Origin of the sequence: Flavobacterium sp. (genome assembly GCF_025352425.1) — a bacterium.
In the GTDB taxonomy this organism is placed as follows: Bacteria; Bacteroidota; Bacteroidia; order Flavobacteriales; family Flavobacteriaceae; genus Flavobacterium.
This window is the reverse complement of record NZ_JANXTI010000065.1, coordinates 38,605-62,938: the sequence shown is the minus strand read 5'-3', so window position 1 is coordinate 62,938 and position 24,334 is coordinate 38,605. Positions and strand designations below refer to the sequence as shown.

At 39.1% G+C, this 24,334-nt stretch carries 22 protein-coding genes; all 22 read right to left on the bottom strand.

What is annotated here, in order from left to right:
• Nucleotides 1–8: 8 nt before the first annotated feature.
• Nucleotides 9–2,054, bottom strand: a complete 2,046-nt coding sequence (locus Q0Q99_RS08945; protein ID WP_293894627.1) for a thiamine pyrophosphate-dependent enzyme — start codon at nucleotides 2,052–2,054, stop codon at nucleotides 9–11.
• A gap of 123 nt (nucleotides 2,055–2,177) precedes the next feature.
• The gene (locus tag Q0Q99_RS08940; protein ID WP_367175018.1) at nucleotides 2,178–3,245 is read right to left on the bottom strand and encodes a branched-chain amino acid aminotransferase; all 1,068 of its coding nucleotides are present in this window, start codon (nucleotides 3,243–3,245) and stop codon (nucleotides 2,178–2,180) included.
• Nucleotides 3,246–3,249: 4 nt separating this feature from the next.
• Nucleotides 3,250–4,524 carry a dihydrolipoamide acetyltransferase family protein gene (locus Q0Q99_RS08935; protein ID WP_293894544.1) on the bottom strand — a complete coding sequence of 425 codons (1,275 nt, stop codon included), beginning with the start codon at nucleotides 4,522–4,524 and terminating at the stop codon, nucleotides 3,250–3,252.
• A 1-nt stretch (nucleotide 4,525) separates the two neighbouring features.
• Nucleotides 4,526–5,122 carry a transferase hexapeptide repeat family protein gene (locus Q0Q99_RS08930; protein WP_293894541.1) on the bottom strand — a complete coding sequence of 199 codons (597 nt, stop codon included), beginning with the start codon at nucleotides 5,120–5,122 and terminating at the stop codon, nucleotides 4,526–4,528.
• Between the two features lie 79 nt (nucleotides 5,123–5,201).
• Nucleotides 5,202–5,951 carry an enoyl-CoA hydratase/isomerase family protein gene (locus Q0Q99_RS08925; protein WP_293894538.1) on the bottom strand — a complete coding sequence of 250 codons (750 nt, stop codon included), beginning with the start codon at nucleotides 5,949–5,951 and terminating at the stop codon, nucleotides 5,202–5,204.
• A 123-nt stretch (nucleotides 5,952–6,074) separates the two neighbouring features.
• Nucleotides 6,075–8,570, bottom strand: coding sequence for a phenylacetic acid degradation bifunctional protein PaaZ (paaZ, locus tag Q0Q99_RS08920; RefSeq protein ID WP_293894536.1), 2,496 nt, complete (start codon nucleotides 8,568–8,570; stop codon nucleotides 6,075–6,077).
• A 25-nt stretch (nucleotides 8,571–8,595) separates the two neighbouring features.
• On the bottom strand, nucleotides 8,596–9,798 hold the full coding sequence (gene pcaF, locus Q0Q99_RS08915; RefSeq protein WP_293894533.1) for a 3-oxoadipyl-CoA thiolase: 1,203 nt from the start codon (nucleotides 9,796–9,798) through the stop codon (nucleotides 8,596–8,598).
• A gap of 113 nt (nucleotides 9,799–9,911) precedes the next feature.
• Nucleotides 9,912–10,319 carry a hotdog fold thioesterase gene (locus Q0Q99_RS08910; protein WP_293894530.1) on the bottom strand — a complete coding sequence of 136 codons (408 nt, stop codon included), beginning with the start codon at nucleotides 10,317–10,319 and terminating at the stop codon, nucleotides 9,912–9,914.
• A complete protein-coding gene (locus Q0Q99_RS08905; RefSeq protein WP_293894527.1) occupies nucleotides 10,319–11,485 on the bottom strand; it encodes a 3-hydroxyacyl-CoA dehydrogenase NAD-binding domain-containing protein in 1,167 nt (388 codons plus the stop codon). The genes Q0Q99_RS08910 and Q0Q99_RS08905 overlap by 1 nt, the downstream gene beginning before the upstream one ends.
• Nucleotide 11,486: 1 nt before the next feature.
• Complete coding sequence (locus Q0Q99_RS08900; RefSeq protein WP_293894524.1) at nucleotides 11,487–12,266, bottom strand: enoyl-CoA hydratase-related protein; 780 nt, start codon at nucleotides 12,264–12,266, stop codon at nucleotides 11,487–11,489.
• A gap of 7 nt (nucleotides 12,267–12,273) precedes the next feature.
• Nucleotides 12,274–12,774, bottom strand: coding sequence for a 1,2-phenylacetyl-CoA epoxidase subunit PaaD (paaD, locus tag Q0Q99_RS08895; protein ID WP_293894521.1), 501 nt, complete (start codon nucleotides 12,772–12,774; stop codon nucleotides 12,274–12,276).
• Nucleotide 12,775: 1 nt separating this feature from the next.
• A complete protein-coding gene (gene paaC / locus Q0Q99_RS08890) occupies nucleotides 12,776–13,528 on the bottom strand; it encodes a 1,2-phenylacetyl-CoA epoxidase subunit PaaC (protein ID WP_293894518.1) in 753 nt (250 codons plus the stop codon).
• 1 nt (nucleotide 13,529) lies between these two features.
• Nucleotides 13,530–13,811, bottom strand: coding sequence for a 1,2-phenylacetyl-CoA epoxidase subunit PaaB (paaB, locus tag Q0Q99_RS08885; RefSeq protein ID WP_293894515.1), 282 nt, complete (start codon nucleotides 13,809–13,811; stop codon nucleotides 13,530–13,532).
• A gap of 70 nt (nucleotides 13,812–13,881) precedes the next feature.
• Complete coding sequence (paaA, locus tag Q0Q99_RS08880) at nucleotides 13,882–14,838, bottom strand: 1,2-phenylacetyl-CoA epoxidase subunit PaaA (RefSeq protein WP_293894512.1); 957 nt, start codon at nucleotides 14,836–14,838, stop codon at nucleotides 13,882–13,884.
• Nucleotides 14,839–14,955: 117 nt separating this feature from the next.
• On the bottom strand, nucleotides 14,956–16,029 hold the full coding sequence (gene paaE, locus Q0Q99_RS08875) for a 1,2-phenylacetyl-CoA epoxidase subunit PaaE (protein WP_293894509.1): 1,074 nt from the start codon (nucleotides 16,027–16,029) through the stop codon (nucleotides 14,956–14,958).
• 115 nt (nucleotides 16,030–16,144) lie between these two features.
• Nucleotides 16,145–16,720, bottom strand: coding sequence for a TetR/AcrR family transcriptional regulator (locus Q0Q99_RS08870; protein ID WP_293894506.1), 576 nt, complete (start codon nucleotides 16,718–16,720; stop codon nucleotides 16,145–16,147).
• A gap of 37 nt (nucleotides 16,721–16,757) precedes the next feature.
• Nucleotides 16,758–17,405, bottom strand: a complete 648-nt coding sequence (locus Q0Q99_RS08865) for a response regulator transcription factor (protein ID WP_293894503.1) — start codon at nucleotides 17,403–17,405, stop codon at nucleotides 16,758–16,760.
• A complete protein-coding gene (locus Q0Q99_RS08860; protein WP_293894500.1) occupies nucleotides 17,395–19,170 on the bottom strand; it encodes a sensor histidine kinase in 1,776 nt (591 codons plus the stop codon). The genes Q0Q99_RS08865 and Q0Q99_RS08860 overlap by 11 nt, the downstream gene beginning before the upstream one ends.
• A 384-nt stretch (nucleotides 19,171–19,554) precedes the next feature.
• Complete coding sequence (locus Q0Q99_RS08855; protein ID WP_293894497.1) at nucleotides 19,555–20,979, bottom strand: hypothetical protein; 1,425 nt, start codon at nucleotides 20,977–20,979, stop codon at nucleotides 19,555–19,557.
• A 62-nt stretch (nucleotides 20,980–21,041) separates the two neighbouring features.
• Nucleotides 21,042–22,880: a PQQ-binding-like beta-propeller repeat protein gene (locus tag Q0Q99_RS08850; protein WP_293894494.1), complete on the bottom strand. Its 1,839-nt coding sequence runs from the start codon at nucleotides 22,878–22,880 to the stop codon at nucleotides 21,042–21,044.
• 42 nt (nucleotides 22,881–22,922) lie between these two features.
• On the bottom strand, nucleotides 22,923–23,312 hold the full coding sequence (locus tag Q0Q99_RS08845) for a hypothetical protein (protein WP_293894491.1): 390 nt from the start codon (nucleotides 23,310–23,312) through the stop codon (nucleotides 22,923–22,925).
• Nucleotides 23,313–23,388: 76 nt separating this feature from the next.
• Nucleotides 23,389–24,330 carry a GSCFA domain-containing protein gene (locus Q0Q99_RS08840; RefSeq protein ID WP_293894488.1) on the bottom strand — a complete coding sequence of 314 codons (942 nt, stop codon included), beginning with the start codon at nucleotides 24,328–24,330 and terminating at the stop codon, nucleotides 23,389–23,391.
• Nucleotides 24,331–24,334: the final 4 nt, after the last annotated feature.

The window sequence follows — 24,334 nt, the reverse complement described above, 5'->3', positions numbered from 1 at the left end:
AATAGCTCCTAATACTGCAACAACTCCTCCATCTTTAGCTTCACTTTATACTCATTCGGAATCATCGTGAATTCCAAAGTGCTGTTTAATGGAATAGCCGGCATGTTTTCAGAACCGATAACCATTACCGGAGCGTCGAGGTGTTTGAAACATTTTTCCTGTATCATTCCTGCCAAGCTTCTCGCAAAGGAATTATTCGTTGGTTCTTCGGTAACAACCAGGCACTTTTTAGTTTTTTTAACCGATTTCAAAATCGCTTCTTCATCTAACGGAAATAAGGTTCGTAAATCAATAATTTCTACTTGATTTTTCATCCCTGCAGAAGCGTTCAATGCCCAGTGAACTCCCATTCCGTATGTTATAACTGAGATTGTTTCTTCCGATTCCTGTCCCCAGATTTCCTGAACGATATTGGCTTTGCCAAAAGGCAGAATATAATCTTCACTTGGTTCATTTACCCGCGCAGCATCGGTACCTTTTCCTTTACTCCAATATAAGCCTTTGTGCTCCAGCATCACCACGGGATTTGGGTCGTAATAGGCTGCTTTTAGTAATCCTTTTAAATCGGCGCCGTTACTTGGATACGCTATTTTTATTCCGCGAATATTTGTAAGCACACTTTCCACCGAAGACGAATGATACGGACCACCACTACCGTACGCACCAATCGGCACACGCAAAATCATACTTACCGGCCATTTTCCATTGGATAAAAAACTGGAACGGCTCACTTCGGTAAACAATTGATTAAGTCCAGGCCAAATGTAATCAGCAAACTGTACTTCTACAATTGGTTTGAGACCAACGGCTGACATTCCAACTGTAGAACCTACAATAAAAGCTTCCTGGATTGGCGTATTGAAAACGCGCTCGTCACCAAATTTCTGGGCCAAAGTCGCCGCTTCCCTGAAAACGCCGCCCAAACGTCCGCCTACATCTTGTCCGTAAAGCAAACATTCTTTGTGCGACTTCATCAATTCTTCCACAGCAAATAAAGCGCAATCGACCATCACAACTTTATCTTCGCGTTGCGGATTTCTTTCGCCTGTTTCTTCGGTAATTGGAGTTGGTGCAAAATCATGCGTAAACAAATCTTCGGGTCTTGGATCTTCGGCTAATTGGGCTTTATCAAAATCAGCTTGTACTTTGGCTGCAACCGAATTTTCTATATTCTCTATTTCTTTTGTCGTAAATCCTGCATCCAATAATTGCTTTTCCAAAACAGGAAAAGGATCACGCGACTGTGCTTCTTCCAAATCGTCTCGATACCATTCCATACGAACGCCAGATGTGTGGTGATTCAGTAATGGTACTTTGGCATGAACTAAAAACGGTCGTCTTTCGTTTCGAATAGTAGCAACTACCTTTTGAATCGCTAAATAACTTTCGGTAAAATTGGCACCATCAATCGAAATCGCTTCAATTCCGTGGAAACCTTTGGCATACTCAAACGCATTTTGTGCTCGTGTTTCAGCCGCATTTGCTGAAATATCCCAACCGTTATCTTGTACCAAATACAAAATCGGTAATTGCTTCAATGCCGCCATTTGAAACGCTTCAGCAATTTCACCTTCCGTTACCGAAGCATCGCCAAGCGAACAAACGACAATCGGAGCTTCTTGATTTTTATCTTCAATTCCAATGTTTTCCTTATACCAAAAACCCATCGCAGCGCCTGTTGCAGGAATGGCCTGCATTCCTGTTGCTGACGACTGATGTGGAATTTTAGGTTTATCATCATCTTTCAAACTTGGGTGACAGTAATATGTTCGCCCTCCTGAAAAAGGGTCGTCTCTTTTGGCCATCAATTGCAGCATCAGATCATAAGGCTGCATCCCAATTCCGAGTAACATTGCATCATCACGATAATACGGAAAAGCATAATCCTGTGGCAGTAAATGCAGCGCCATCGCAATCTGAATGGCTTCGTGCCCGCGCGAAGTGGCGTGAACATATTTGGAAACAATCTTAAAATTATTTTCATACAAGTTGGTCATTGCTTTGGCAGTGGCCATTGTTGAAAATGCTTTTTGGAGGATGTTTTTATCTAACATTTTTTTATTTTGAGCTAAATAATGATTTGCTTTATTAACCATTAAGATATTAAGTTTCATTAAGTTTTCCTTAACTTTCTTAATATCTTAATGGTTAACAAAATTATATTTACAGTGATTAACTTACTTTGCTGCAACCAACCAGCCAAATTTATCTTCTAATTCTTGTGTTTTTATGCCTTCTAAAGTGTTCGCTACCATATCCGAAACCGGATTCTCTGCTGGGAATTTAATCGACAAATCTTTGTTTCCAATTTCTTCAATTCGAGCAATACCAACTGCAGTTCCGGCACCAAAAGCTTCTTCCAAAGTTCCGTTTTCTGAAGCTTCAATGATTTCAGTAATAGTAATCGGACGTTCGGTAACTTCATATCCTTTATCTCGCAAAATGTCAATCACGCTCATTCGGGTTATTCCCGCCAGAATTGAACCGCTCAAATCGGGCGTAATGAACTTACCTCCTATTTTGAAGAAAATATTCATCGTACCCACTTCCTGAATGTGTTCAAAATGTTGCGCATCTAACCACAACACTTGGTCATAGCCTTTTGTTTTGGCATGCTCGGTCGGACGAATAGCAGCGGCATAGTTTCCGGCTGCTTTCGCTTCTCCGGTTCCACCATTTACGGCACGAACATATTTTTTTTCTGCATATAATTTAATTTTTTTGTGAAAGAAAGGCCCGGTTGGCGATGCCATAACAATAAACTTAAAGCTAGTCGCCGCACGCATTCCGATAAAAGGTTCGTCGGCATACATAAACGGGCGCAGATATAAAGCGCTACCTTCCTGTGTCGGAATCCATTCTTTTTCTATCGCTACAAATTGTTTTAATGCTTCAACGAATAAATCTTCAGGAAACAAAGGCATTCCCATTCGGTCCGCACTGAAATTCATTCGTTTGGCATTCTCATCGGGACGAAATAATAACGGCGTTCCGTCTTTTCCCATAGTGGCTTTCATTCCTTCAAAAATCGCCTGACCATAATGCAATGCCATAGCCGCCGGATGTGTCGGAATCATAGCCAATGGTTCAATTCTCGGATTTTGCCATTCGCCATTCTGATAATCACAAATAAACATATGATCTGAAAATCGGGTTCCCATAACGATGTTGTGAAAATCAACTTCACTTGCTTTTGACTGCATTGCTTTCGTTATTTTAATTGAGTTTGTCATTACTTCCTGCATGATATTATAGAGTTGTGTTGGTATCAAATTGTTCTAAATAATCGCCTACTTTTTGCAAAAAAGACCCACCTAAAAATCCGTCAACCACCCTGTGGTCAAACGAAAGAGAAAGAAACATCATACTGCGGATGGCAATTTCATCGCCTTTGGAAGTCATAATTACTTCCGGACGTTTTTTAATGATTCCGAGTGCCAAAATCGCTACTTCCGGCTGGTTTATAATTGGCGTTCCCATCAAACTTCCAAAGGTTCCAACATTCGAAATCGTGAATGTACTTCCTTGAATTTCTTCCGGTTTTAGTTTATTATTTCGGGAAGCATCTGCCAAATAATTAACGGCTTTTGCAATAGTTACTAAATCTTTTTCGTTGGCATTTTTTACCACCGGAACGATTAAATTTCCGCTTGGCAATGCTGTCGCCATTCCAATGTTGATGTCTTTATGGACGATGATATTTTTCTCATCAACGGAGACATTAATCATCGGAAAATCCTGAATTGCTTTAGCTACAGCCTGAACAAAAACAGGTGTGAATGTTAGTTTTTCGTTGTGCTTCGATTGGAATTTATCTTTATTTTCATTTCTCCAGTTCACCAAATTCGTCACATCCACCTCAATATAAGAAGTCACGTGAGGCGACGTTTGCTTTGAATATACCATATGATCCGCAATCATTTTGCGCATACGGTCCATTTCTACGATATGGTCTTTTCCTTCTGTGAAATTTATTTTTGGTTTTGGAAAAGTTGTCTGCTGTCGGTGGGCGGTTGTCGGTTTGCTTTGAATAGGATATTTCCTATTTTTTAAATACTGAAAAACATCGCTTTTTTGGACGCGCCCGTCCATTCCTGAGCCAGTAATACTTTGCAGTTCTTCTATTGATAGATTCTCTTTTTGCGCAATTGAAATGATTAATGGGGAAAGAAAAGCATCGGGATTGGATTTGACTTGTATTTCTACTTCTGCCTTTTTGCTATCATTCGGCATTGACTTGGTTTCCGTTTTGCCAATCGTGATTTTCTTTCCTGCAACCTTCTCACTAGCATCAATTAATGCCAAAACTTCTCCAACGCCTACAATAGCATCCTTGTGAAATCGAATTTCCGTAATCGTTCCTGATATGGGTGACGGAATATCGCTGTCGACTTTATCCGTCGCCACTTCCAAGAGGGTTTCTTCGGCGTTGACAAAATCGCCTACGCTTTTCAACCAAGTGATGATTGTAGCTTCCGAAATGCTTTCACCCATTTTAGGCATTTTAAATTCGATTATTGGCATTTTATTTTTTTCTAAATTCTTCTAATGTTTTGTAAAACGCTTCCTGTGTTGGTCGATTGGTTGGAATTTCCCTTAATGGTTCTACTGCTTTTAAGGTTTCGTAACATTCCTTTGGCAATTGCTGATACAAAGCCGTTCCCTTGGTTTTCCAGTCAATCATTTCATCAGAAACATCCTTGATGATAACCGCCGGATTTCCAACAACCATTTTGCGGTTCGGGATTTCCATTCCGGCTTTGATAAAACTCAATGCTCCTATGATGCATTCATCGCCAACATTTACATCATCCATAATAACCGCGTTCATTCCAACCAAACAATTTGCCCCGATATTCGCTCCGTGAATAATCGCTCCGTGGCCAATATGCGCGCCGGCTTTTAATACCATCGATTTTCCGGGAAACATGTGGATAGTGCAGTTTTCCTGAACGTTGCAACCGTCTTCAATGATGATTTCGCCCCAATCACCCCGAATGGCAGCGCCCGGACCAACGTAAACATTTTTTCCAATAATCACATTTCCGGTTACCGCGGCTTGCGGGTGGATGAAACTGCTTTCGTGTATAACGGGGATAAATCCTTTGAATTCGTATATCATTTTTTCTTAGATAATAGATGATAGACGGATAGATAATAGATTTCTGTCTGTCATCTCTTCGTCTATTATCTCTTTGTCTTTATTTAAATTTCTTCAATGTTTCTTTTGTAAAATCAGACAGCACTAATCTTCCGCTAATGGCAGCTCTTTCGGCTAATAAATTGTCCCAATCTTCTGTTCCTCGCCAGAAAACCTTTTTCATTTCCACCATTGCCTCAGGATTGTAGGTGCATAGATGCTCGGCGAATTTTTGAACTTCTGCATCTAATGCTTCAATGCTTTCGAATATACTTACATACAAACCTTTTTCTCTTGCCCAACTTGCTTCGTAAAATGTATTGGCATCAATGGCAATTTGCGACATGGCTGAAACCCCCATTTTTCTTTCGATAGCAGGAGAAACTACAAAAGGTCCTATACCGACGTTAAGTTCACTCAATTTGATAGCGGCAAATTGGGTCGCCATACAATAATCGGTCGAAGCGGCAATTCCTACGCCTCCTCCAACGGTTTTTCCCTGTATGCGACCGATAATGAATTTTGGGCATTTTCGCATCGCGTTGATTACATTGGCAAAACCGGAGAAAAATATTTTTCCGGTTTCAGCATCGTTGATGACCATTAATTCCTTAAAGCTGGCTCCGGCACAAAAGGTTCGGTCACCGCCACTTTTAAGGATAACGACTTTTACGTCGCCATTGTTACCAACTTCTGTGATTGTGTGTGCTAATAATTTTAATATATCACTTGGCAACGAATTTTGTTCGGGATGAAAAAACTCGATTGTGGCGATGTTGTTTTGTATTTCGTGTTTAACGTATGCTTCCATTTAATTTTTATTTTTTTAGCCCCGATAGCAGTGGAAATCCTTTTTTGGATTGCCCTGAAGCGTTGGCGAAAGGGAAATGCAAAAAAGATTGCAACGAATAGCGGGATTAGCTTCCATTACTATTTATAAAATTCCGAATTGCCCAAAATGATGATTTAAATGTTTTCTTTCCAACAAATAAGATTCATATCGGTTTAGTTCTCCGAAGACCATATTTTTTAAGATGGCTTTGGGGTTTTCTTTAAAAAACGTTGTATAAGCTTCTCTTGCCTCTAAAAACTTTTCTTTGGCTGTTAAGAAATCCGGATGCATTAATTCTTCAAGTTCCCCTTTTTTCATGGTTGGAAAAGCGCTTCCTTTTGGAAACTTTTCGTAATTGTATAATGAATGGTGCACTTTCTCCAAAATATTTTCCGGTGTTGCAATCTCAAAATCCTGGACTTGTCCCGACAAAATTTTATAACCATCCTCCAAATGTTCTAATAGATGTTGCGGTGTTAAAATACCCCAGTGTGGTTTCATGTTTTCTGTCAACTTGTTAAGCCATTCTGCAATTTTCTCATCGGTTATTTCAACAAAAACTTCTTGCTTTTTCTGCACCATCGTTAAAATTGTAGCTACTGCTACCAATTCGTCTTCGGTATCAAAAACCTCCACAAACCATTTTACAATGCCGCTTGGATGCTCGGCAGAAGCAACATCCCTTTCGATTTTTTGTTTACAGGTCAAACGCACATAAACCGTATCGTTGTGATATAACGGGCGCAGGAAACGGCATTCTTCCAAACCATAATTAGCAGCAACCGGACCTTTATTCGGATGCACAAACAGTCCGGCAGCCGCGGCCAAAATGAAATATCCGTGTGCCGTTCGCTTTTCAAAAATACTTCCGTCAAGCGAGGTAATATCGGTATGCGCGTAGAAATGATCCCACGTTAAGTTGGCAAAATTGATGATATCTGTATCCGTAATGGTACGTTTGTGTGTTTTTAACGACATGCCTGGTTGAATATCCTCCCAATGATATTGGAATGGATGTTGAGCCGATTCTTTGTAGGCCGAATTCGGCTGATAAATGCCGGTGATTTCCGTTAATGTGGTTGGCGAACCTTGTACGGCACAGCGCTGCATATAATGTTTGATTCCGCGAACTCCTCCCATTTCCTCGCCACCTCCCGCGCGCCCGGGACCACCGTGAACCAATAATGGTAGCGGCGAACCGTGACCCGTACTTTGTTTCGCGTTTTCTCTATTCAACACCAAAATCCTTCCGTGATGCGTTGCAGCGTTTATTACGTACTCTTTAGCGATTTCGTCCGAATTGGTTACGATAGAAGATACCAATGAACCTTTCCCGAGTTTGGCCAATTCGATAGCTTCATCTAAGTTTTTATACGGCATAATTGTCGCTACTGGTCCGAAAGCTTCTGTATCGTGAGCTGATAAATTTGTAAACGGATTTTCTTCCCGAAGTAACATTGGACTAATGAACGCGCCTTTGCCGTTGGCTCCGATTAAATTTAATTTATCAAAATCGCCATAGACAATTTTGGCTGTTTTGGCAATTTCGTGTGTTCTGGCTTTTACTTCTTCCACTTGGTCTATAGAAACCAATGAACCCATTCGCACTTCTTTTAATCTTGGGTCACCAATAGTTACTTTATCCAATGCTTTTCCTAAAGCTATTTGAACGTCGTCCATTAATTTTTCCGGAACGATAATTCTTCTTATTGCTGTACATTTTTGACCACATTTTACGGTCATTTCGCTGCGAACCTGATTGATGAATAAATCAAATTCGGGAGTTCCGAGAATGGCATCTTCTCCTAAAATAGAAGAGTTTAATGAATCAGCTTCCATATTAAACGGCACCGATTCGTTAATGATTCTTGGATGGGCTTTCAACATTCTTCCCGTCGTGGCCGAACCGGTAAAGGTAACAACATCCTGACTTTCGACAGTATCTAAAAGTGTATTGGCTGAACCGCAAATCAATTGCAAAGCACCTTCGGGTAAAATATTGGAAGCGATGATTTCCCTAACCACTGCTTCGGTTAAATACGATGTTGATGTTGCTGGTTTTACCACTGCTGGCATTCCGGCCATCCAATTTACGGCACATTTTTCGAGCATACCCCAAATTGGAAAATTAAATGCATTAATGTGTACTGCAACACCTCGTTTTGGCACCAAAATATGATGCGCCATAAAACGTCCACCCTTAGACAAATCAATTGGGTCACCTTCTACATGGTACGGTTGGTTTGGGAATAATTTACGCAATGAGGCGTTTGCAAATAAGTTTCCGAAACCACCTTCGATGTCAATCCAACTGTCTACGCGGGTAGCTCCCGTCCTATAACTCATTTCATAGAATTGTTCTTTGCGTTTGGTCAGATACAGCGCTAGGTTTTTAATCATATTCCCTCGCTCCTGAAAAGTCATTTTGCGGAGTTTTTCGCCACCTTTGGTTCTTCCGTAGTGAAGGATTTCGCCAAAGTCTAGCCCTTGTGTAGAAGCATGACCGACGATTTGTCCAGTCACCGAATCAATTAAAGGAACGCCTTCTCCTACGCCTGATGTCCAATTTCCTAAAATGTAATTTTGTATTTTATTCATTGTGCTGAATTTAGTTCAGTAAATTTTATACTTTTTCAATTATGGCTGCGTAACCTTGTCCCACGCCAATACACATTGTAATTAATGCATATCGTTTTCCTGTTAGCTGTAATTCTAAGGCTGCGGAATACGCAATTCTGGCTCCTGTAACTCCAAGTGGATGTCCAATTGCAATCGAACCGCCGTTTGGATTTAATCTTGGGTCGTTATCCGCGATTCCCCATGCGCGTGTACAGGCTAAGGCTTGTGCTGCAAATGCTTCGTTTAATTCGATAATGTCGATTTGATCTAATGTCAAGCCTGCTTTTTCCAATGCTTTTTTAGTAGCTTCAACCGGGCCGATTCCCATAATTCTTGGTTCAACACCAACTACTGCAGAGCTTACTATTCTTGCTAAAGGTTTCAAATTGTATTTTTTTACAGCTTCTTCGGATGCGATGATAGTTGCTGCTGCTCCGTCGTTTAAGCCCGAAGCATTTCCGGCGGTTACACTTCCGTCTTTCTTGAAAGCTGTGCGTAATTTGGATAAGCCTTCTAATGTTGTGTTTGGTTTTATGAATTCGTCTTTAGAAAATTGAATTGGGTCGCCTTTGCGTTGCGGAATTTCTACAGCAACTATTTCTTTTGCCAATCTTCCTGATGTTTGAGCTGCTGCTGCTTTTATCTGACTGTTCAAAGCAAAAGCATCCTGATCTTCTCTTGAAATATTGTAGATTTCCACCAGATTTTCTGCTGTTTCTCCCATCGCATCTGTACCATACATTTGATGCAGTTTCGGATTGATAAATCTCCAACCGAAACTTGAATCGTACATTTTGGAATCGGTTCCGAAAGCAGCTGATGGTTTAGAAACTACTAATGGTCCACGAGTCATATTTTCGATTCCGCCTGCGATAAAAATGTGTCCGTCACCAGCTTTGATAGCGCGATTTGCGTGGATTATTGCCGACAGTCCCGAACTGCATAAACGGTTTACAGTTTCTCCGGGAACGCTATATGGCAATCCTGCTAAAAGCGAAGACATACGAGCTACATTACGATTGTCTTCTCCGGCTTGATTCGCACAGCCCATGATTACATCGTCGTATGCATCTTTAGGAATATTTGGATTCTTTTCAACTACGGTTTTTATAACCAATGCACCTAAATCATCCGCGCGAACCGATGCCAGTGAACCTTGGTAACTTCCGATTGGAGTACGGACTCCGTCTATGATGTATGCTTCCATTGTATTTTAAATTCTATTCAATTCATTTACTCTTTAGCCCCGATTGCAGCAAGCTGCCATGCAGCGCGGAAAGCGGGAATTACCATTACTGGAAAAGCCCGAACCAACCGCTCCTAATCCTCCCATTCTTTAGCAGTTCTGTAAACAACGCCTTTGAACAGCGCGACCATTTCGTTGCCGCGTTTTACTTCGATAATGTTGAAACCGAGTTTATTGTTTACTTTTTCGATGATGGATTCGGCCACCAGATAATCGCCTTCGTTCACGGCTTCGATATGATTGATTGACGTTTCGATGGAAACTGCGAATCTGCCATGCGTATTTGCGGCAAATCCAAAAGCGGTATCGGCCAAAGAATAAGTAATTCCGCCGTGGGCTTTATTCATACTGTTGAGCATTTCCTTGCGAACGGTCATAGCAACTCTGCAACGCCCAAGTTCACATTCGAGAATTTCGATGCCGAGCCATTGGCTGTATGGATCAAGGCTCAACATTTTGCATGGTATTTTGGTGCCATCCATTAGAAAAAAGTTTTATTAACTGCACTCATTCTTCTTAAAATCGGGCTGCAACGATAGCGGTCTTCATGGTATTCATTGTATAACGCGTCGAGTTTTTCTACGCACCATTTTATGCCTAATTCGTCTGCCCATTCCAATAATCCTTTTGGATAATTTACGCCTTTTGTCATGGCATTGTCGATGTCTTTAGCGGAAGCTATGTTCAGAAACAATGTATCAGCTGCTTCGTTGATAAGCATAACAATAACACGTTCGAATATGGTTTGTGCCAAAGCTAAATCTTCTTTGGGCCTCTCGACTGCGCTCGAGGTGACAGCTTGTTGATTGTAATTATAAAAGCCTCTTCCCGTTTTTCTTCCGAAGAAACCAGCTTCTGTCAAACGTTTTTGTGTAAATGATGGTTTAAATTTGGGGTCAAAATAGAAGGCTGTGAAAACACTTTCGGTTACGGCATAATTGACATCGTTTCCGATGAAATCCATTAGTTCGAATGGTCCCATTCTGAATCCGCCAATAGTTTTTAAACTCCAGTCGATGGTGGCAAAGTCAGCTACGCCTTCTTCATACATTCGTAGGCTTTCGCTGTAAAATGGCCTGGCGACGCGGTTTACGATAAATCCCGGAGTGTCTTTCACTACGGCAACCACTTTTTTCCAGTTGGTTATAGTTTGGATAGTAATTTTTAAAACTTCCTCGCTGGTTTGTACGGCAGGAATAATCTCAACCAACTGCATTAATGGTGCTGGATTAAAAAAGTGAATTCCAATAACGCGTTCCGGCTTATGGCAGGAAGCGGCAATGGAAGCTATTGATAATGAAGACGTATTGGAAGCCAAGATTGTTTCTGGCGACACATAATTTTCGAGTTCAGAAAACAATTTTCGTTTGATGTCAGCATTTTCGACTATGGCTTCAATCACCAAATCGGAGTGCGACAAATCGCCTAAAGCGTGAACATAGGCAATGTTTTGAGTGATTCGGGATTTTTCGCTGGCCTCGATTTTTCCTTTTTCAACTAATTTAGATAAAGTACTTTCTAAAGCCGCCTTGCTTTTGGATAAGGCATCTAGATTGGTGTCGTAAATTTTTACGTCACAACCTGCTGTGGCAGCTACCTGCGCAATACCGCTTCCCATGGTTCCGGAACCTATAACTGCTACTTTCATACTAATTTCCTTTAAACTCCGGCGTTCTTTTTTCTACAAAAGCGGTTACGCCTTCTTTGTAATCGTTGGACGAACTGGCTTCAATCTGCAAATCACTTTCCAATGCGAGTTGTTGTTCCAAATTATTGGTCATCGATTGGTTTAATAATCTTTTGGTTAAACCTAAAGCCTTTGTGGGCATTTGAGCTAAAGTCATCGCTAAATTGCAAACCTCTTCTTCAAATAGTCCCGATGCAATTATTTTATATATCATTCCCATATTAAAAGCTTCCAATGCACTTATTTTATCGCCCAACATCATTATGGCGGAAGCTTTTTGGAATCCGATTAATCTCGGAAGGAAAAATGTTCCGGCGCTGTCAGGAACCAATCCGATTTTACTAAACGCCTGGATAAAACTGGCATTTTCCGCGGCAACCACGATGTCACAGGCTAAAGCTATATTAGCTCCTGCACCAGCGGCTACACCGTTTACAGCGGCTACCACCGGTTTCTCTATGGTCCTGATTCTTTGAATAATGGGACCATAGTGTTCTTCAAGGATTTTTCTGAAACCTGGATTCAGTTCGGGATCGGTAACTTCCTTTAAGTCTTGTCCGGCACAAAAAGCTTTTCCATTTCCGGTGATTACAATAGCGCGAACGTTGGCATCATTATCACAATCGTCCAATATGTTTTGTAATGACAAAGCCATTTCACGATTGAAACTATTAAAAACTTCCGGTCGGTTTAAATTAATAAACGCGATGTTGTTTTCTATTTTAAGAAGTACTGAACTCATCTATACTTTATTTTAAACATTTGAAATAGTCAAACGGCTCCAAACAATCTTCGCATTGAAAGAATGCTTTGCAGGCTGTGGATCCGAACTGACTGACTAGTTTTGTGTTCAATGATCCGCATTGCGGACATTTCACAACTTTTTTGTTTCCTAATAATGCTTCTTTGTCTGCCTCAGCAGTTAACGGAGAAGCAATCCCGTATTTTTCTAAAGCTACGCGTCCTTTTGGCGTAATCCAATCGGTGGTCCAGGCTGGTGACAATACTAACTTAACATTGGTTTGAAACCCTTTCTGTTTGAAGGCTGATTTGATATCATCCGTAATTACATCCATGGCTGGACAACCGCTGTATGTTGGCGTAATTTCGACCTCAACTACGTCATTTACCAATATTGCCGAGTGTACTACTCCCATCTCCATGATGGAAAGTACGGGAATTTCCGGGTCTGATACTGTTTCGAGTATATCAAACAGTTGTTGGTCGATATGAAGTTCAGTTGCCGTCATTTTACCAATTCATGTTGGGATACGTTTTTTGCATGAACTGCATTTCTGTCAAAATGTAACCCATGTGTTCACTGTGAATTCCTAACTTTCCTCCTTTTTGGAAGTATTCAATGGCTGGCTGTTGCAATGTTGCTTCTTCTAAAATAGCATTTATCTTTTGATAAAAACCTGCTTTTAAAAGTGTCACATCTACACCGATTCCTTCGGTAACAATTGCTTTGTCTGCATCTGTCTGGTGGAATAATTCATCTGTAAAAATCCATAAATCATTCATCGCTGTTTGGATACGATCGTGGCTTTCTTCGGTACCATCTCCTAATCTTTTGATCCAGTCAGAAGAGAAACGCGTGTGGTATAAAACTTCCTTGATGCTTTTTTTGGCAATGGCCGAAAGCATTTCATCTTTGCTGTTTTGCAATTGTTCCAATAAAGCCAAATGAAAAATATCGAACAGGAATTGTCTTGTGATGGAATAAGCAAAATCGGTATTTGGTTGTTCAACCAGCAGTATATTTTTGTATTCTCTTTCCAAACGCAAAAAAGCGATGGTGTCTTCGGTGACGTCTCCACCTTGTAATTGCGCCGCGTATTGGTAGTAACTACGCACTTGCCCCAACAAATCGAGCGAAATATTAGTCATGGCAATATCAGTTTCCAAGCTTGGCCCGTGTCCGCAAAGTTCGCCTAAACGCTGGCCCAAAATCAGTGCGTTATCGGCAATTCCGTAGATGTATTGCACTAAATTGTCTTTCATCTTACATGTGTTTTAATTCGTCCGGAAGTTCATAAAACGTTGGATGACGGTAGGCTTTATCTTTTGCAGGATCAAAAAGCTCTGCGCTATTTTCCGGGTTGGATGCTGTGATTTGCGCTGATGGAACGACCCAAATGCTCACGCCTTCCATTCTGCGGGTATAGACATCGCGAGCGTTTTCTAGCGCCATCGTTGCATCACTTGCGTGAAGGGAACCGCAATGACGGTGTTCTAATCCGTTTTTACTTCTGATAAATACCTCCCAAAGTGGCCAGTTTTTCATAGTTTTAAAGTTGTCCGTCGTCGGTTGTCGGTTGTCCGTTTAAAACAGAGAACAGAGAACTGATAACAATTTATACTGCTCTTTCTAATTCTTTATTTGTTTGTTTTTCGGCGTAAGCCATGGCGGCATCACGAACCCATTCGCCATTGCTCCATGCTTTTTTACGGGCATCAATCCTTAGTTTGTTGCACGGTCCGTGGCCTTTAACCACCTGCCAAAACTCGTCCCAATCCAATTCGCCAAATTCGTAATGTTTGGTTTCTTCGTTCCATTTCAATGTTGGATCCGGAATGGTTAAGCCAATCATGTCCGCTTGCGGCACGGTTTGATCTACAAATTGCTGACGTAATTCGTCATTGGTTTTGCGTTTCAGTTTCCATTTCATGGATTGCTCAGTGTGAACTGAGGCGGCGTCAGTTGGTCCCAGCATCATTAATGACGGAAACCACCAACGGTTCAATGCATCTTGTGCCATCGCTTTTTGTTCGGGTGTTCCTTCAGCCAACGTCATCATGATTTGAAAACCCTGACGTTGGTGAAAACTTTCTTCCTTGCATACACGAACCATTGCACGGGCGTAAGGTCCAAATGAGGTTGCACATAAAGGCACCTGATTGATAATGGCAGCACCGTCAACCAACCAGCCAATCGCACCCATGTCGGCCCAGGTTAATGTTGGATAATTGAATATGCTGGAATATTTGGCTTTGCCTGAATGCAGTTGTTCATATAATTCTTCACGGGAAATGCCCAAGGTTTCACAGGCGCTGTATAGGTACAATCCGTGACCGGCTTCGTCCTGGATTTTGGCCAATAAGGCTACTTTTCTTCGTAGCGACGGAGCGCGCGTTACCCAATTTCCTTCGGGCAGCATGCCTACGATTTCGGAATGTGCGTGTTGCGACATTTGACGAATGTGTGTTTGACGGTATTTTTCGGGCATCCAGTCTTTGGGCTCGATTTTTTCGTCGCGGGCGATGCGGGCATCGAATTGTTCTTCTAAATTTTTAACCTCTTTCTCTGACATAATTTCTATTTAATGTTCAGTTATTGTGTACTTATCATTTCTTTTTTAGCCCCGATAGTAGCGGTATCCTTTTGTTTTTTAACAAAAGATATAGCGGATAGCGGGATCAGCTCCTAATTAACCACCAAAATCGACCACAACCTTTTTGGATGTTGGTACGGCTTGGCAACTCAGTATGTAATTTTTAGCTACTTCACTGGCGTCAAGTGCATAATTCACTTTCATTTCGGCAGTACCTTCTACAATTTTGCATCGGCAGGTGCTGCAAACTCCGCCTTTGCAGGCGAACGGCAAATCAGCTCCCGCGGCGATGGCGCTGTCGAGAATGTTGTCATAGGCTTCGTCCATAACGAAATGGAATTCTTTTCCGCCATCGATTACCGTGACTTCTGTTCCTTCGACTTTTTTCTCAACTATTTTGCTAATTCTTTGTTTGTCTTCTTCTGATATTCCTGTGTTGAACAGCTCGAAATGTATTTTTTCCTTGGGCAATCCGGCTGCTGTTAACTCATCTCGCAACAGGTAAATCATTTGTTCCGGACCGCAGATAAAACAATCGTCTGTGGATGGTATATCGATGATTTTATCGGTTAGGATTTGGAGTTTTTCTTTTGAAAATCTTCCGTTCAAAAGCTCAATGTTTCGGTGTTCTTTGGTTAAGAAATGAAAGATTTCAAAACGTCCGAAATATTTATTTTTTAGTTGCTCAATTTCCTCTTTAAAGATAATTGATTTAACGGTTCGATTAAGATAAAACAGTTTAAAAGTGCTTTTCGGTTCGGCAGCCAAATGTGTTTTGATGATGGAAAGTATTGGCGTTATTCCGCTGCCGGCGGCAAAAGCGATATAGTTTTTGGCATGCGCCGGATTGACATTTGTGTGGAAAGCTCCGTGTGGCGCAATTAAATCGAGTGAATCGCCTTTTTTTAACGTATCATTTACGAAAGTGGAAAAAACACCTTCGCTAATTTTTTTAACTGCTACCTGCCATTTGTTTTCCATTGGACTGGAGCATAACGAATAGGAACGTCTTTCATCTTTGCCGTTGATATTGGCTCTCAACGTTAGATGCTGTCCTTGTTTGAATTGGAATTCTTCCTGCAATTCCGCAGGAATATCGAACGTAATTACCGAACAATCTTTGGTTACTTTATAAACATCTGCCACTTTAATGCTGTGAAATTTTGCCATAAATCTGATTTACGATAAAACTAACAATTGTTAGTTTACTATGCAAAATTAAGGAATAATTATTAAAAAGTTACGATAACGTTTGAAAAATTAATAACCGCTGATTATCAGGAAACTAAATAACTACAATTCCGTTTAATAAAACCTTAATCATGTTTGATTTTAAGACTGCAGGATCAGGGCTTTTTTTCTTTCCGTACCAAAGATAGAGTGTACGCAACGTAGAAAGTGTGGAGAAAATAATCACTTCCAGATTGAGGTTTTTGATTTCACCGTCAGCAATTCCTTTTTTGATTATAGTTCGGAAATTTTCTTCATAATCTTCCCTCATTTTGATAAAATACGTCAATTCGGCATCAGCCAAATGCATCCAATCGTTGTTTAAACATGCCAAGGCATTGGCATCGCGCAAGGTAATATCGATGTGTAACTGGATGATCCTTTCTATTTTTTTGATGGTGGTTTCGTTAGAATTTACAACTTCGTTCATGGTGGTGGTGAATTCTTCGGCAATTTCGATAACGATTAAAACCAGAATTTCCTGTTTGGATTTGATGTGATTGTACAAACTTGCCGCTTTGATATCCATGGCTTGGGCAATGTCGCGCATGGTTACGGCGCTGTATCCTTTCTCTTTGAAAAGCTTGGCTGCCACGTTTATGATTTCGGTTTTTCTGTCGGTAATCTTCATCCTTTCAAATATAGAATTTATTTTAAACGGATTAGACTTAAATCAAATTATTGCTTCGGGCTTTTTGAATAGCTTCGAGCTTGTTGTGGACTTGGAGTTTCGTATAAATGTTTTCTATATGTTTTCTAACTGTAGATGGAGAAAGGAACAAATTATCTGCAATCACGTTATAATTCAATCCTTTACTTAATTGCTCTAAAACTTCAACTTCTCTCGGAGTCAATTTGATTTCTTCATCGTTTTTTTGTTCGAAATTTACCGGATTACGCAGCAGTTTCAATGTCTTTAAAGCTATTGAAGGATTCATGGCCGCACCGCCATTTAGTGTTTCAATTATGCCCTGATGGAGTTCCTTTGGATTTACTTCCTTTAGCAAATAGCCATCGGCACCCGCTTTTATAGCATTAAAAATGTTTTCATCATTGTCAAAAACAGTAAGCATTATGATTTTGATTTGCGGATATTTTGACTTAATAATTTTTGTGGCTTCGATACCGTTGCATTCCGGCATTTCGATATCCATCAAAATCAAATCGATGTTTTTATTTTGTTCTAATTTCTGCTGTACTTCATTACCATCATTAGCGGTAAACTTTAAAACCAAATCATCAAAAAATGATAGTTTTTCGGCAATGGCCTTTTGCAGAAAAACATTATCGTCAACAATAGCTATTCTAACCGGCATATTTTGTGGTTTTTAGATGTAATGAAACTGTAGTTCCCTTTTGTTTTAATGAAGTTACTGAAATTTCTCCGTTAATTTCTTTGGCTCTTTTCTTCAGATTATTTAATCCGTTGCCTGAAATAGTATTGACCGAATCAAATCCGGCGCCGTTATCAATAATTTCAATTTCGTAACCGGCATTTTCTCTGCGAACATTCACCGAAACCTTACTGGCATTGGCATGTTTCAGGGCGTTGTTTATAGATTCCTGAATAATTCTGTAGATGTTCATTCCTTCAATAGAAGTAAAAAAAGCATCTTCGAAATCGCCATGACATACAAACTGAAAATCGATACCGTGAGAAGCTATTTTGGCATTTTCTATAAAATTAGAAATCCTGGTTTTTAAATCCTCAAAGTTAATGGCGTCTTTGTTCATTGCCCAAATTGTATCTCGCAGTTCATAAATAGTTTCTTTGGTAAAAGAACTGATGCTGTTAAGTTTGCTTTCAAGTTTTTCGTCTTCTATTTTAAAACCGTATTTCAAATTGTCAATAGATGAGATAATAAAGGTAAGTTGCGCTCCAATATTATCGTGCAAATCTCTCGAAATACGTAAGCGTTGCTCCTGCAGTTTGTTTTGGGTTTCAATTTTTAACAATGCATCTTTCAGTTCATTTTCCTTCTGAAGCTGGGTTGTTTTTTGTTTTTGTTTGTTATAAAAAATCAATCCAATTAAAATAGCAAACATTGCCAGTGAGAATCCACCTAATATCCAGAGGTTTTTTTCGGCAATTTGGGCTCTTTGCAACAAAATTTCTTTCTCCTTTTGTTCGGTTTGGTATTCTGTATCGAGTTCCGCTTGTTTTGACCTTATGTCTAAATTCATAATGCTGTCTTTGTACAACACATGGTTTTTATAGTTCAAAAGCGCCTTTTTAAAATCGCTGTTTCGCGCATACACATCCGACAATTCTTTGTAATTATCTTCCAATAATGATGGATAATTATTTTTTTTGCTCCACGCTACTGCCTGATTAAAGTAATTTATTGCTTCTTTATCGTTTCCAATTTCTTTGAAATAGAAACCATAATAATTGAGATTTTCTGCGATGCCATAAACATCTTTAATCTTCACTCTGATTTGGTAGGCATAGTCCAAAAGTTGCTTTGCTTCCGATGGCTTTTTTTGCATCAATTTTACCAAAGCAATTTTATTAGCACTATATGGAATGCCAAGGTTGTCTTTAATTTTTTGTTTTATAGCCATAGATTTGTTGTAAAAAAACAACGCACTATCGAGTTCCTTATTCATTTCCTTCAAAACGCCATAATTATCATAAATAGCTCCTAACTGGGAATCATCTGAAACAGATTCCGCTAGTTTTATGCCTTTTTGCATATTGCGCAACGCCATTTTCATATCACGGATTTTGAGTTGATATCCATATTCTGCGTAAGCATGCGCTAATTTACTTTTCAATCCCAATTTGTCATACAACCGAATGGCATTGAGCATGCAATTGGTGTTTTTATCATATTTCCCTTGAAAATAATACACCAAACCCAAATTAGAATAGGTATCGGCAATGCCTTGCGGATATTTTGTTTTTTGAGCGTTGGATAAATTTTCAGTAAACCATTGAACCGATTTTGAAGTGTTGGCAATTTTTACATCATACTGAAGATTGTTGATGGAATCGATTTGTTTTTTGGTAACTACTTTTTGTCCCAATGCAAAATCACTCGTAAAAATTAAGAGTGCAAAAAGTATACTTAATTTCATTTTTATACTATTCATCTAAACATTTATGTGGCAATGATTAAAAAAAGGCCTTTTCAAACGTGTGATTTAGCTTGAATAAAACACAGAATGAAAAGGACAACAATAAAAACAACCTAAGTTATTTTATGATAAATATCAATACCACTTGATGAAACAAATTTGCTGAGATAATTTGACAAAAAAAATACGGCATATGCCTTATTTAAATCATTATTCACAATCTGCCAATCTATATATTCTTCAACTTTGATACTTATTTCTGTTCCTTCTTCATTTTTATTTAATAAGATAAATATATTAAAAATGTTAAAGGAAACAGATGTACCTAATTTATTTTTATGGATATAAATCTTCCATCAGATTAAAATATTTCATAAATTGTATTTAATTACTCTTAAACAGGTCTTTTGATACAGCAATACTCTTTAAAACATTACTACCGTCGGTAAATGAAATGAAGTATAGAATTTCATTTTTTTCATCATAAAATGGCAAACCATCAAATTCATTTGTATTAATCCTACTGCCAAGATTTATTGGTTCCGACCAATTCTTCCAGGTGTCATCCAATCGATAAGAAAAATAGATATCAAAATCGCCATAGCGACTGAATCCGTTGCTGCTGAATAACAAGGTCTTGTTATCAGAAAGCAGTTGGGCCATGCCTTCATCTGCCCCTGAATTGATTATTTTACCCATGTTTTGTAAAAATCCATAGGTACCATCTTCTTTTTGTTGCGCGAAATATAAATCGGTTCCACCTTGTGTAAAATCAGTCTCAATACCCATAATAAAAATTTTCTTATCAGCTGTCATTGTAGCGTCAGAAGTGTCTTCATAGTTGTTATAGGCTGTAACTTTTATTGGACCTGTCGATTCATAAGTTCCATTTTTGGTTGAAAAAACTTCATAACCTGTTTCATTTGTTCCTTTAGTGTATGCGTTTCCGCCTTTTAAGAGAAAATCAGTTCCTGCATATTCGACATAATTATATTTTGTGCCTGTATTCAAAGTAGTTTCCAATGTTTTGTTGGTCCAACTGCCATCGTCTTTTTTAGAAAAAGAATAAATCATCTCCACGTCGTTATCCACTGCGGTGATATACATTTTCCTGCCGTCGTTTGTTATTGTTGGGTTTGTTGGTGTTATTCCGTCTAAAGCTACTACAGTTGGAGGAGGCAATTTTTCAAATGAATCGTTCGTGTTTATTTTAGCATCAAGCGGCATTTCCGAATCCGAAATTCCAATAGCGTCTATTTGCTTTTGTCCTGGTAGTAATGCAAAATTGAATTCTACCCGAACACCAACGACACCGGAAACAGCATTTTCCAATATTGCGTTTTCAATTCCGGGATTGAGCACATCCGGTGCTTCCTGAATTTTTCTTCTTTTTCTCCTGAAATAGTATTTGTGGTCAGCCGGAATGGTAGCCTTGAAAGTCGGTGTTTTATAATTCATTTTTCGGGACCAAACCGTTTCATATTTCCCCGAACCTGTATCGACACCAATTTTCACCACGCAACCTGCAGTGAGGTTTTCAAAAACGGCTACTTGCTTAACAATTTGTGGCTTTTCAAAACTCACTTCTACCCATTCGTTTCCATTAAGGGCGTTCTTTGGTGTCCAGGCATTGGGGCTGCTTCCCGCCTGTGGAAAAGCATCCGGTTTTCCTAATATTCTTTTTATTCCGAATTGCTTACCGCCTAAATCGGAAGAATATTTTACCAATTTACTCGCCCATTGAACTTGCTGGGCATTAATGGAAAAAAGAAAAAAGAGGAAAGAAAAAAGGCTTAAAAATGTTTTCATAGGGTTTAATTAAAAAAGGACTGCAAATTTTAAGTTACAGTCCTTTTATTCAAACTAAAATTCTAATTATTTACTTTAATTTTCTCTACTTTTTTCCCTTTGAACGCAAAGATATATTCACCATCAGAAGTAATGTCTATTCCATTTCCGTATTTTGGACTTCCACCTTTTCCTTTAGATTCGACTGAACCTTTGGTCTCACCATTGGCCATATCTATTCCATAAATGATGTTTTTACTGTTTCTTTGATCTCTAAGGAAATAATTATCGCCGATGTGATAGAAATAATCAACTCCTTTTATTTTTTCAGAAGCATAAGCACGGGTACCATCTTTTTTGTTGTAAGCCGCCAATCCTTTTTCAGAAAGCACCACTACTTTGTCATCAAAATCAATAACATCAGTCGCTTTACCAACTTTAGCATCGTTGTGTTTTACATCGTATAGTTGGTTTCCTGTGGCAATGTCATAGCTGTAAAATTCATCACCATCTCCCACAAAAACTGTTTTTTCTCCATCCAAAATCAAGTCAGTAATTCTTTTATCAAATTTTTCTGAACGCCAGGCCGTGGTTCCGGTTTTATCATCGATACACAATACGGAATTCTTCTGTGCTTTGTAATCCCAATAAATATAAGGCACCCACTGCTTAACATTTCCGCCACCGAAACCGCCAAGTGCCGCCATTCCTCCTGCCATTCCTCCTGAACTATTCTCTAGTCGGTATTCCTGAACCTGCACTTTACCACCAACCTGAATTAGGATTTTATCGCCGGCTTTATAAATGTTCGGCATACAAAAAGCGCCCGTAATTTTCTCTGAAGCCCATAATAATTTCCCTGAAGCCATATCGTGTTTTTCAACATATTTTGTTCGGTTGCTGCCACCCAGCATTACTATGTAAACGGCGTTGTCAACAAATAAGGGATCCGCTATAGTCCTGTAATATTTTTTATGGGCACTATTTGAGAATAGTCCGCCTTTGCCTCCCATATCGTTTTCATAATTTACTGACCAAAGTTTTTGACCCGTATTATAATCGTAAACATTCATTCCGTCTAAGTACATGAATATTTTATCACCTTTAATCCATAAATCTATAATCGCTCTTCTGGTAACCAACTCTTTTTCGATAGAACCTGTGAAAGTGGCATCCCAAAGCACGTCGCCATTCGATGCGTTAATTCGGACTAACTGATTTTTAAATCCGGAAAACAAAGCACCTAACGCCGTTGGTTTGAAATTTACCATAATGATTTCATTTCGTTTGGCGTCATAAACATATTTTCCAACACCGCCTTTAAAACGATTGGTTTCCCAGATTTTTTCGCCTGTATTGGCCTTTACCAAAATCACTGAATTTCGTTGTGAAATTAAAAACGAATCCAATTCATTAATGTATTTTACCGTTTCCAATTCGCCTTCATCAGTGCCTTCCTCGGATTTTGCTCCGCCTTTCGGAATTAGATCCTGATATAATTCAGAATTCCACAGCTCTTTTCCGGTCGCTAAATCCAAAACCGCAACTCTGTCCGTTCCTAAACTTCTTTTATCAAAAAGAAAAAGGTAACCGCCTTTGTCTTTCCAGATTGTGTATTGGTATTCCGAATTATTGGTTTTGTTTGTAGTTAGTTTTTTATAATCGCCACTCCAGATAGCTTTCCCGCTCGCGTCTACCACTGTAGCTGAATTGTCATCGGTACCAATAATATAATTCCCGTCGCCATCGCACAAAGCCAATCGCGAAGCTTTGTTATCAAATTCTGATTCCCAAACGGTGGCAAAACTTCCGGATTTTTTTCCGGCTCCTTTACCTTTACCTAATAACTTCCCAAATTGAGCAGTTGCCGGTAATGTGAATGCCAAGCCTAGCATCGTCATTACTAAAATAGTTTTTTTCATTGTTTATTGTTTTTATTGTTTTTATTGTTTTTATTGTTTGTATTAAAATGTAATCGAATAACGAACCTTGTAGCGCTGTTGCTTTTGAAGTTTAAATTGGAATTTGTGCTGCAGAATATAGTCCGACATAAAATTGATGAAGTCAATATTCTTGATGTCGCTATCTACTTTGAAAAAGGAAGAAACCTTTCCGTTTTGCACTACGCCAATATCAATGACCATTGTGCCTTTGACATCAGCAAATTTTTTGTTTTTTCTTTTTAAAAAATCCGCGGATTGAAAAACTTCGTCTATTTCTTTGGTTACTGTTGCCGAAACTTCTTCCTCATCCGTAAGCACGGGTCTTTCGGTAAAAATGTTACTTTGCGCAAAGACGCTGGTAGTGCACAGCATAAAGAATGCAAATACCAGTGTAGTTCTAAAAATTTTCATGGTTTAGGTTGTTAATTACGGGAACAAACCTATAACTAAAACCTATGGGATAAAATACGGCAAATGTCGTATTTTGTTAAAATTGAAAGTGCGGAAACTTTTCTTGTAACCTGATAATCTTGTCGTTAAGATTACTAATAAATTTTAGATGACTATCAGCATCAGGGTTAAATGGGCGATGTGACAATGCTTTTTGAATGCTGCACACTTCTTCCATCATTGAAAAGTTTTCTTCTGAAATATAATTCTCAAAAAAGCGAACCCAAATATAATCTATCGCAGTCTGGCTTGGATGCAACATGTCTTCGGCATAAAATCGATAATCGCGAAGCTCGTCCATCATAATTTCGTAGGATGGAAAGTAATTGTGAATTGCGAATTGTAAATTGTGAATGGCAGTGATTAAATGAGATTTACTTCGTTGATTCTCTACAAAGCCATCTTTGATATGGCGAACTGGCGAAACAGTAAAAATGAAAGCGCAATACGGATTGATTTTTCGGATTATATCAATAGTGTTTTGAATGGATTTCTCGATAGTTTCAACCGTTAGAATCTCTTTGCCAAATTTGCTTTGCATCACTTTATGACAATTGGCTACAATTTTTCCGGACTGTTCATTTCGGTAAACCCAAGAGGTTCCGTAAGTAATTATGATGTGTGTGGAGTTGGTTATTTGGTAATGCGTTGAATCGATTAAAGCATTAAGATTGGTTATAACCATTTCTTTGTTCTGATGACGTAACGCGGAATGCACTTCAAAACAATGCCACAAATCATTGTGAAAAAAAATATCTTCTTCGGTAAATTTTTTATTAGTCACAACTCTCGAAATCAGATTTTCAATTGAAACCGGATTGAAGATTATCCCAAACGGATTGACGATGTTTTGGAATTTAAAATAGCAGAACTTCTCACCCATATTTTCGGCAAAACAAGAACCCAAAGACACAATTCTTGAATTATAATCTATCGGTTTATCTGATTTTGAAATGGGTATTTTTGTAGTGAAGTTCATTTTT